Here is a 9104-nt window from a genome sequence, read left to right as displayed (position 1 = left end):
GGCCCGCCTGCGGCCAGGCCGGTGGCCTTCACCGAGGCCGGTGCGGCCCCCGGTGGCAGCGTCGGAGGGGTCGCTCCGATGGGTGGCGGCACCAGCGGCGGCGGCTACGGCGGCGGCATGATGCCGATGATGCCCATGGGTGCGCACGGTGCGGGGGGCGAGCAGGGCAGCAACCGACGAGTGCCCGCCTGGCTGGTCGAGACCGAGGACGTCTGGGGCGAGGCGACCATGGTCACCCCCGCCGTCATCGGCGAAGAACCGCAGCAGCGGCGCTGACCCGCCCGCGGAGCAGCACGCCTTGTCCTTCCACGTCACACTCCCATCCATCTGGAGGTCGCCATGGCCGAGCCCGCGGTCGGTCGCAGCGCGAGTCCGTTCGCAGCCGACGCATGGAACGGTCCGGGCGGCAGCTTCGGTCCTCCCGTCCCGACGGTCGCCGGCCAGGCGAGCGGTAGCGGCGCCGGCGCGGCGGGGGGAGGGTTCCTCGTCGACCCCCAGCAGGTGGAGACGCTGGCGGGACGGATCGGCGAGCTGCCCGTGCACGCCCTGCGGACACGTCAGGAGCTGGTGCGAACGATGGACGGCATGCCGGCCACCGTCTTCGGGCTGGTGGCGGCGTCCAACGACGCCTTCATGGCCTACCGCCGGCGGGTCGGGGCGGCCAACACCGAGCTGGAGGCGGCCGACCTGGAGCTCCAGGAGCTGTCCGAGACGCTCGGTGAGACGGTCAAGAGCTACCGCTGGGCCGACACCGAGGCTGCGCAGGAGTACTCGCGGGTCAACAAGGCCTTCAGCAGGACGACGGGCGGCGCCTCCGCGCCGGCGCCCGGTCACTGACCCGGTCCCCGCCGGGTGTCACGGCACGAAGGTCCGGGTCACCAGCTGCCGTAGTCCGCGCCGGGATCGTAGGTCGGCCGCTCCCGCTGCGCGCCCTCGTCCAGCTGCGAGAGCACCTGGTCGAACGGTCCCGTGTCGGGCATGACCTCCGCGTAGCGGTCGCGAGCCAGCGTGACGGCCCGACGGACGCCGTCGTTGACCGCCTCCAGCACGACCGCGCCGAGGGTGCCTGCGTCGTAGTAGCGCACCGCGTCCGGGTCGATGCTGATGTCGGTGATCTGACCCGTGCCGCGCACGGTGACGCTGACCATCCCGTTGCCGGCCTGGCCGGTCACGGTGGCGACGCCGATCTCCCGCTGGACGTCCTGGATCTGCTGCGCCTGCACCTGCGCCCGCTGCACCATCGCCGCGAGCCGGCGATCGAGGTCGCCGTCCACTCCTCGCCTCCTTCTCGCGGGCCCGCCGGGCCGGTCGTGTGCCGCGCGGGGGCCGTGGCCCTGCCCCGTCAGTGTGCCCCGGGGAGCCCCGCCGGTCAGACCTCCAGGACGGCAGAAATCCCCGCAGCGGATGGTCCGGGGCCCGCCCCCGCCTCCGGGAGTTCAATGGCGGGGTGCGCCGACCGCGATGGCTCAGCCGCACCCTCGTGGTGCTCACGCTCGTCTCCCTGACCCAGGACGCGGCGAGCGAGCTGCTCTACCCGTTGCTGCCGCTGCTGCTCACCGGCGTGCTCGCCGCGCCGCCGGTCGTCCTCGGGCTGGTCGAGGGTGCGGCCGAGGTCACCGCCGGGCTCAGCCGCTACGTCGCGGGCCGCTGGTCGGACCGGCGCGGGCGCACGGTCTTCATCGGGGCCGGCTACGGGCTCGCGGCCGTCGGCAAGGCGGTCGTCGCGGCCGCGACGGTGTGGCCGGTCGTGCTCCTGGGCCGGGTCGTCGACCGGCTCGGCAAGGGCGTCCGGTCGGCGCCGCGGGACGCGCTCATCGCGGCCTCGGTGCCGCCGGAGGCGCTCGGGCGGGCGTTCGGGTTCCACCGGGCGGGGGACAGCCTCGGCGCCGTCATCGGGCCGCTGCTCGGGCTGCTCGCGCTCGCGGCGACGGACGGCGACCTGCACCGCGCGCTCTGGTGGGCCGTCGTCCCGGCGACCCTGTCGGCCCTGCTCGTGCTGCTCGTCAGGGAGCGGCGCCCGGTCCCCGCTCCCGTCCTGCCCGCCGTCCCCGCCACGGACCAGGCCGCCGCGCCGCCCGTACCTCGCAACCCTGTACCGGCTCTGCCGCAACGGTTCTGGCGGGTCGCCACGGTGCTCGTCCTGTTCGCGGTGGTGAACTTCCCCGACACGCTCGTGCTGCTGCGGGTCATGGAGCTGGGCGTCTCGACGACGCACGTCGTCCTTGCGTACGTGCTCTTCAACACCGTCTACACGCTCGGCTCCTACCCGGCCGGCCGGTTCGCGGACATGCTGCCGCCGGCCGTCGTCTACGGCGCCGGACTCGTCGCGTTCGCCGTCGCCTACGCAGGTCTCGGGCTCGTGGACGGCGGACCCTGGGTGTTCGTGCTCGTCGCCGTCTACGGGCTGTTCCCGGCGTTCACGGACGGCGTCGGCAAGGCCTGGGTGTCCTCGCTCGTGCCGGACGGCGTCCGGGGCCGGGCGCAGGGCGTCTTCCAGGGCCTCACGAGCGGCGCCGTCCTCGTCGCCGGCCTCTGGGCGGGCCTGCTGTGGGACCTCGGGCCCGGGCAGGGGGTCGTGCCGCTCGTCGTGTCGGGTGTTCTCGCCGCGACCTGCGCCGCCTGGCTGCTCGCACGCGGCAGGATGGCGGCATGAGCCAGGAGCAGTTCGTCATGACCCCGGTCGGCCACGTCGTCGGCGGCCGCAGGGCCGCGATCGACGACGACTGGGGCGGCGAGCGCGCGGTGATCGAGCTCGACGCCACCCGCTTCGACCCCGACGCGACGCTCGGCCTCGACGAGTTCTCGCACATCGAGGTCGTCTTCGTGTTCCACCTCGTCGACGAGGAGATCGTCGAGACCGGCTCCCGGCACCCGCGCGGCCGCGAGGACTGGCCGCGGGTCGGGATCATCGCGCAGCGCGCCCGCAACCGGCGCAACCGGCTGGGCCTGTCCCGCTGCCGGCTGCTCGCCGTCGACGGCCTGCGGCTCTCGGTCGAGGGGCTCGACGCCATCCACGCCACCCCCGTGCTCGACGTCAAGCCGTACATGAGCGAGTTCGCCCCGCGCGGGGAGATCCGCCAGCCGGCGTGGTCGCACGAGCTCATGGCGCGGTACTGGTCGCTCGGCGACGCCTGACACCGGTTGACAGCCTTGCGCCGTACGGCCCTTCCCGCCCGTCCCGGCCCGACTGATCATGGGACTGGCGGTGCGTCCCGCACCTGCCGCACGGGGTGGACGGAAGGGACGACGGGGATGGCCAAGAAGCCCGAACGCGGCAAGAAGATGGTGATCAACCAGGGCCCGGACGCGGGCAAGGAGGTCGTCGTCCACGACGTCCGGCCCAAACCGTTCTGGGGACACTCCGCAGAGGTCGTCACGAAGAACGGGCGACACATGCGCGTCGACGACGACAAGCTGAGCCCCACCGAGGACAAGAAGGGCAAGAACGGATAGGCATCCAGGGTAGGGCCAGCCCCCGGTGCGAACGGTGGCCGGCCGGATGTCCGGCCCGGTCGCCGTCCGCTGCACTGGACGGATGACGACCTCCGGCCTGCGCAGAGCTGTTGCAGCACAACAGGTTCCCCAGTACACGCGCAGCGGCGTGCTCGCGGTGTGGGCCGCGGCCGCCGTCCCGATGGGGCTGCTCTCCTGGGTCGCGGCGCCGTGGCTCGCCGACCGGCTCGACGGCCCGGCCCCGCTCGCGCAGTCGCTGCTGCTGCTCATGACGGCAGGTCTGGTGTGGCAGTTCGTGCTCGTGGCCGTGCTCGTCGCGCGGGAGCGACGGGCCGGGTCCGTCGCGGGCGTGCGGGACGCGCTGTGGCTGCGCGGCCCGACGGACGAGCGGACCGGGCGACGGCTGCCGCGCGCCTGGTGGTGGCTGCTCCCGCTGCTCGCGGGGACCGCGCTCTTCCAGCTCGTGCCCTCGCTGCCCGTGCCGGCCGACCGGGACCTCGGGCTGCTCCTGTCCGGCGCGCAGGGCGAGGCGCTCTTCCGCGGCGCCTGGGACTGGTTCGCCCTGGTCGTCGTCCTGGCCGTCTTCAACACGGTGCTCGGTGAGGAGCTGCTCTTCCGCGGGTTCCTGCTGCCGCGGATGGAGGGTGCGTTCGGGCGCAACGACTGGGTCGTCAACGGGGTGCTCTTCGCGCTCTACCACGTGCACCAGCCGTGGTCGATGCCCGCGGCGGTCGCCGACACGGTGCTCCTCGCGCTGCCGTCGCGCCGGTTCCGCAGCGCGTGGTTCGGCATCGCCGTGCACAGTGCCCAGAGCGTGCTCGTCGTCGGGCTCACGCTCGCGGTCGTGCTCTCCTGACCGCCCGGCGGGTCAGGCGCGGAGCGGGTCGGGGATGACGTCGGTCCCGAGCCGGAACCGGTCGAGCGCCGGGCCGGCGAGGCGGTCGAGCAGCGAGCGGTAGAGGGTCTCGGCGGGGACGGCCGGCCAGTCGTCGGGGAGGAACTCCAGCGGCAGCCTCGGGTCGTCCCGGACGACCTGCAGCCAGTCCGTCCCGAGGACGACGAGGCGGACCAGCGGGTCGGGCCCCACATGGGCGGGCGCGCCGTCCGCCCAGCGTCCGAGGAAGCCGGTGTAGCGCTGCGCCAGCGCGTCGAGGTCGTACGCCTCGGCGACGAGGCGGCCGGCGTCCGTCGGGCCGGCCGGGGCCCCGTCGAAGACCCGGAGGTGGTCGTCGAGGCCGAGCCCGTCCACGACCGCCGACACGTCCACCCGGCGCGGGACGACCCAGAGCCCGGCCTGCACCATGCCGAACCCGGCCCAGCCGAGCCGGGCCCGCAGGTCGTGCCGCTCGCGCTGCCAGGTCTCCGGCATGGAGAAGGCGACGACGGTCCACGCGCCGTCCCAGCGCGACGTCGTCGCCACCCCGTCGTCGCGGACCCGGGTACGGCCGCCGACGACGGTGCGCAGACCGTGCTCGGTGAGGCCGAAGTACGCCCGCCGGCCGCGCAGCTCGCGCCGGAGCAGCCCGCGCCGGGTCATCCGGGAGAGCGTCGCGCGGGCGGCGGCCTCGCCGACGCCGACCCGGTCGAGCAGGTCGACGACGCTGCTGCTCGCGACGAGCACTCCTTCGTCGGCCACGAAGTCGCCGAAGTACACGAGCAGCACCGACTGCGGCCGCAGCGCGGCAGAGGCCTCGGCGGCCTCGTCGTCGCCGGCCGGTTCGGTGGTCACGGCCCGCACCTCGCTCACCCGAGCACTGTAGGGCGCACGACCAACGTGTGACCATCTGTTGACGGCAGTCAAGTCGATGTCTAACGTCGAGCCATGACCAGTGTCGCGGGCCTGCCCGCCTCCGTGCGGGTCGAGGTCGACGGCGAGGTCCTCGTCGTCCTCGTCGACCGGCCGCACAAGCGCAACGCGATCGACGACGAGACGATCCTCGGCCTCGAGCGGGTGTTCCTCGACCCGCCGGACGGCGTCCGCGCGGCCGTGCTCGCGGGCGTCGGCGACCACTTCTGCGCCGGGCTCGACCTGTCCTCGCTCGGCGAGACCTCGGTGATCGAGGGTGTCCACCACTCGCGGATGTGGCACCGCGTCACCCAGGCGATCCAGCTCGGCCGGCTGCCCGTCGTCAGCGTCCTCAAGGGCGCGGTCATCGGCGGCGGCCTCGAGCTGGCGTCCGCCACCCATCTGCGCGTCGCGGAGCCGTCGGCGTTCTACGCCCTCCCCGAGGGTCAGCGCGGCATCTTCGTCGGCGGTGGCGCCTCGGTCCGGCTGCCCCGCCTCATCGGCGTCGCCCGGATGACCGACCTCATGCTCACCGGTCGCGTCTACGACGCCGCCGAGGGGCACGCCGCGGGGCTCACCCAGTACCTCGTCGCCGAGGGGGAGGGGATGACCACCGGCCTCGAGCTGGCCCGTCGGGCGGCGTCCGTCGCCCCGGTGACCCTGTTCGCCGTCCTCCAGGCGCTGCCGCGGATCGCGGACGCCGGCCCGCAGGAGGGCTACCTCCTCGAGTCGCTCATGGCCGCCGTCGCCCAGGGCAGCGACGAGGCCAAGGAGCGCATGCAGGCCTTCCTCGCCGGCCGTGCGGCGAAGGTCACCGACACGCCCGCCGTGGGAGGCGCCCGATGACCGCGCAGACCTCGCAGGACCGGTCGGCGACCGGCCCGGTCGCCGAGGGCGCCCTGCTCCGCCCCGTCCCGGACGACGCCCGGTCGACGAGCGAGGCCGGGGCCTTCCTGGCCTGGCTCGAGGAGCACCGCGGGCTGACGTTCGGCGACTACGACGCGCTCCAGTGCTGGTCGGTCGAGGACCTGGAGGGCTTCTGGGGCGCCGTCGCCGAGTACTTCGGGGTGCGCTTCCGGACGCCGTACGAGCGCGTCCTCGCCTCGACCGGCGTCTTCGGTGCGCAGTGGTTCACCGGCTCGACGCTCAACTACGCCGAGCACATGGTCGGGCTCCTCGACGACCCGGCCTCGGACGCCGACGCGCTCGCGCTGCTCGCCTACTCGCAGACCCGCGAGCCGGTGCGGCTCACCTGGGGCGACCTGCGGGACCAGGTCGCCCGGGCCCGGGCCGGGCTGCAGCGGCTCGGCGTCGGCCGCGGGGACCGGGTCGTCGCCTACCTGCCGAACGTGCCGGAGACGCTCGTGGCCTTCCTCGCGACCGCGAGCCTCGGGGCGGTGTGGGCCTCGTGCGCGCCGGAGTTCGGCCCGCGCAGCGTCGTCGACCGGTTCTCCCAGGTGGAGCCCGCGGTGCTCCTCACCGTGCCCGGGTACGTCTACGGCACCAAGCCGGTGGACCGGCGTGGTGAGGTCGCGGAGGTCGTCGCCGGCCTGCCCACGCTCACCCACGTCGTCGAGGTGCCCTACGGGGACGGCGCCCTCGACGCGGCGTCGCTCGGTGCGGCGGCCGCGGGTCCGGTGCTCGTCGGCTGGGACGACCTGCTCTCACCGCCGCCGGACGGGCCCGCGCCGCTCGCCTTCGACCCGGTGCCGTTCGACCACCCGCTCTACGTGCTCTTCTCCTCCGGCACGACCGGCCGGCCGAAGGCGATCGTCCACGGCCACGGCGGGATCCTCGTCGAGCACCTCAAGAACCATGCGCTGCACTGGGACCTGCGCCCCGGCGACCGGCTCCTGTGGTTCACGACGACCGCCTGGATGATGTGGAACGCGCTGGTCTCGGCGCTGCTCACCCGGGCGGTCCCGGTGATGATCGACGGCAACCCGCTGTTCCCGGACCTCATGGCGCAGTGGCGGCTGGCCGCCGAGACGGGCGCGACCCTCGTCGGGGTGAGCCCCGGCTACGTCATGGCCTGCCGCAAGGAGGGGCTCGAGCCCTGGGCCGAGGTCGACCTGTCAGCGGTGCGCCAGATCGGCTGCGCCGGGTCGCCGCTGCCCCTGGAGGGGTTCGCCTGGCTGCAGAACGGGTTCGGGCCGCAGGTGCTCCTCAACGTCGGCAGCGGCGGGACCGACGTCTGCACCGGCATCGTCCAGGGCGGGCCGCTGCAGCCGGTCGTCGCGGGGGAGATGTCCGGCGCGGCGCTCGGCGTCGCGGCCGCGGCGTACGACCTCGACAACGCCCCGGTCGTCGGCGAGCTCGGCGAGCTCGTCATCACCGCCCCGATGCCGTCCATGCCGGTCGGGTTCTGGGGCGACCCCGGCGGCTCGCGCTACCGCGCGACGTACTTCGAGGACATCCCCGGCGTCTGGCGGCACGGGGACTGGATCCGCTTCACCGGCAGCGGCAGCTGCGTCATCACCGGCCGGTCGGACGCCACCCTCAACCGCGGCGGCGTCCGGCTCGGGACGGCGGACTTCTACGCCGTCGTCGAGGAGCTCCCCGAGATCGTCGACAGCCTCGTCGTCCACCTCGAGGACCCGGACGGCGGCCCCGGCGACCTCCTGCTGTTCGTCGTGCCCCGCGACGGCCGGGCGCTCGACGACACGCTGCGCCGCCGGGTCGTCGACGCGCTGCGGACGAACCTGTCCCCGCGGCACGTGCCGGACTCCGTCATCGGGGTGGCGGCCGTCCCGCGCAGCCGCACGGGCAAGAAGCTCGAGCTGCCCGTCAAGCGGATCCTCCAGGGGGTCGACCCGGACACGGTCGCCAGCCGCGACGCGCTCGCCGACCCGGACGCGCTCGCCGCCTACGTCGACGAGGCGCACCGCCGGCGGGCCGGCGCGTGACCGGCACCGCGGACGGGCCGCCGCTTCGGCGGGCGGCGGTCGTCGGCACCGGGGTCATCGGGGCCGGCTGGGTGGCGACGCTGCTCGCCCACGGCGTCCGGGTCGCGGCCACCGACCCGGCGGACGGCGCCCGGCAGCGGCTGCTCGACGCCGTCGCCGCGCACTGGCCGACGATGCGGCTGCTCGGTGCTCCGGACGAGCCCGACCTCGACCTGCTGACCTTCACGACCGACCCGCTCGAGGCCGTCGACGGCGCGGACCTCGTGCAGGAGAACGGCCCCGAGGACCTCGCGCTCAAGCAGCGGCTCTTCGCCGATCTCGACGCCGCCGCCCCGGCGCACGCCGTCCTCGCGAGCAGCTCGTCGAACCTCACCCCGAGCAGCATCCAGGAGCGGTGCACGGTGCACCCGGAGCGGGTGCTCGTCGGGCACCCGTTCAACCCGGTGCACGTCGTGCCGCTCGTCGAGGTCGTCCCCGGGGGGCGGACGTCGGCGGCCGCGGTCGACACCGCGATGGCCTGGTACGAGCAGCTCGGCAAGCGGCCCGTGCACGTCCGCCGCGAGGTGCCCGGGCATCTCGCGAACCGGCTCCAGGCGGCGCTGTGGCGGGAGGCCTACTCGCTCGTGGAGAGCGGCGTCGCCTCCGTCACCGACGTCGACGTGGCGCTGTCCAACGGCCCCGGGCTGCGCTGGGCGGTGCTCGGGCCGTTCGTCAACCAGCACCTCTCCGGGATCGGCGCGGGCGGGCTCGGCCACGTGCTGCGCCACCTCGGCCCCGGCACCGCGAGACTGTGGGACGACCTCGGCACCCCCGAGCTGACGCCGGCGCTCGTCGACCTGCTCGTCGCCGGCGTCGAGGCCGAGCTCGCCGGGCGGGACGACGCCGACGTGGCAGCGGCCCGGGACCGGCTCGTCGTCGGCCTGCTCGCCGCGAAGGACTCCGAGAAGGGACTCCCGTGA

The 9104-nt window shown here is 74.6% G+C and carries 10 protein-coding genes and 1 pseudogene; 9 read left to right on the top strand and 2 right to left on the bottom strand.

Annotated features, from left to right (window positions below):
• Both EDJALFJO_RS33710 and EDJALFJO_RS24885 read left to right on the top strand, forming a co-directional pair.
• A pseudogene (locus tag EDJALFJO_RS33710) lies at positions 1 to 276 on the top strand (WXG100 family type VII secretion target); the annotation flags it as partial.
• 63 nt (positions 277 to 339) lie between these two features.
• Positions 340 to 837, top strand: coding sequence for a hypothetical protein (locus tag EDJALFJO_RS24885; RefSeq protein WP_088289012.1), 498 nt, complete (start codon positions 340 to 342; stop codon positions 835 to 837).
• A gap of 38 nt (positions 838 to 875) precedes the next feature.
• Here EDJALFJO_RS24885 and EDJALFJO_RS24880 read toward each other — a convergent pair whose 3' ends face one another.
• Positions 876 to 1274, bottom strand: a complete 399-nt coding sequence (locus EDJALFJO_RS24880; RefSeq protein WP_088289011.1) for a YbaB/EbfC family nucleoid-associated protein — start codon at positions 1272 to 1274, stop codon at positions 876 to 878.
• Between the two features lie 173 nt (positions 1275 to 1447).
• On the opposite strand from EDJALFJO_RS24880, the gene EDJALFJO_RS24875 reads away from it, so the two are divergent.
• The 4 genes from EDJALFJO_RS24875 (at position 1448) to EDJALFJO_RS24860 (ending at position 4309) form a co-directional block, all read left to right on the top strand.
• Complete coding sequence (locus tag EDJALFJO_RS24875) at positions 1448 to 2653, top strand: MFS transporter (RefSeq protein ID WP_088289010.1); 1206 nt, start codon at positions 1448 to 1450, stop codon at positions 2651 to 2653.
• Positions 2650 to 3135, top strand: coding sequence for a TrmO family methyltransferase (locus EDJALFJO_RS24870; protein ID WP_198950615.1), 486 nt, complete (start codon positions 2650 to 2652; stop codon positions 3133 to 3135). The genes EDJALFJO_RS24875 and EDJALFJO_RS24870 overlap by 4 nt, the downstream gene beginning before the upstream one ends.
• Before the next feature lie 117 nt (positions 3136 to 3252).
• Entirely contained in the window at positions 3253 to 3453 is a 201-nt protein-coding gene (locus tag EDJALFJO_RS24865) for a hypothetical protein (protein ID WP_088289009.1), read from the top strand.
• A gap of 82 nt (positions 3454 to 3535) precedes the next feature.
• On the top strand, positions 3536 to 4309 hold the full coding sequence (locus tag EDJALFJO_RS24860) for a CPBP family intramembrane glutamic endopeptidase (RefSeq protein ID WP_198950614.1): 774 nt from the start codon (positions 3536 to 3538) through the stop codon (positions 4307 to 4309).
• A gap of 12 nt (positions 4310 to 4321) precedes the next feature.
• Here EDJALFJO_RS24860 and EDJALFJO_RS33705 read toward each other — a convergent pair whose 3' ends face one another.
• Positions 4322 to 5200, bottom strand: a complete 879-nt coding sequence (locus tag EDJALFJO_RS33705; RefSeq protein WP_158220557.1) for a PaaX family transcriptional regulator C-terminal domain-containing protein — start codon at positions 5198 to 5200, stop codon at positions 4322 to 4324.
• Positions 5201 to 5275: 75 nt separating this feature from the next.
• Here EDJALFJO_RS33705 and EDJALFJO_RS24850 point away from each other — a divergent pair, with 75 nt between their 5' ends.
• Genes EDJALFJO_RS24850 through EDJALFJO_RS24840 form a run of 3 tightly spaced genes read left to right on the top strand, consistent with a single transcriptional unit; the run spans position 5276 to position 9104 of the window.
• Entirely contained in the window at positions 5276 to 6085 is an 810-nt protein-coding gene (locus EDJALFJO_RS24850; RefSeq protein ID WP_088289008.1) for a crotonase/enoyl-CoA hydratase family protein, read from the top strand.
• The gene (locus tag EDJALFJO_RS24845) at positions 6082 to 8145 is read left to right on the top strand and encodes an acetoacetate--CoA ligase (RefSeq protein ID WP_088289007.1); all 2064 of its coding nucleotides are present in this window, start codon (positions 6082 to 6084) and stop codon (positions 8143 to 8145) included. The genes EDJALFJO_RS24850 and EDJALFJO_RS24845 overlap by 4 nt, the downstream gene beginning before the upstream one ends.
• Entirely contained in the window at positions 8142 to 9104 is a 963-nt protein-coding gene (locus EDJALFJO_RS24840) for a 3-hydroxyacyl-CoA dehydrogenase NAD-binding domain-containing protein (RefSeq protein WP_088289006.1), read from the top strand. Before EDJALFJO_RS24845 ends, EDJALFJO_RS24840 begins: the two co-directional genes overlap by 4 nt.

It is taken from the genome of Kineosporia sp. A_224 (genome assembly GCF_002198655.1).
Lineage (GTDB): Bacteria > Actinomycetota > Actinomycetes > Actinomycetales > Kineosporiaceae > R-H-3.
The sequence above is the reverse complement of the archived record's forward strand: the minus strand, read 5'-3'. Positions and strand labels throughout refer to the sequence as shown.

Excerpts from the sequence above, each read along its gene's own strand:
- EDJALFJO_RS24865 (WP_088289009.1), top strand. The coding sequence starts at position 3,253 with ATGGCCAAGAAGCCCGAACGCGGCAAGAAGATGGTGATCAACCAGGGC.
- EDJALFJO_RS24870 (WP_198950615.1), top strand. The coding sequence starts at position 2,650 with ATGAGCCAGGAGCAGTTCGTCATGACCCCGGTCGGCCACGTCGTCGGC.
- EDJALFJO_RS24845 (WP_088289007.1), top strand. The coding sequence starts at position 6,082 with ATGACCGCGCAGACCTCGCAGGACCGGTCGGCGACCGGCCCGGTCGCC.
- EDJALFJO_RS24885 (WP_088289012.1), top strand. The coding sequence starts at position 340 with ATGGCCGAGCCCGCGGTCGGTCGCAGCGCGAGTCCGTTCGCAGCCGAC.
- EDJALFJO_RS24860 (WP_198950614.1), top strand. The coding sequence starts at position 3,536 with ATGACGACCTCCGGCCTGCGCAGAGCTGTTGCAGCACAACAGGTTCCC.
- EDJALFJO_RS24850 (WP_088289008.1), top strand. The coding sequence starts at position 5,276 with ATGACCAGTGTCGCGGGCCTGCCCGCCTCCGTGCGGGTCGAGGTCGAC.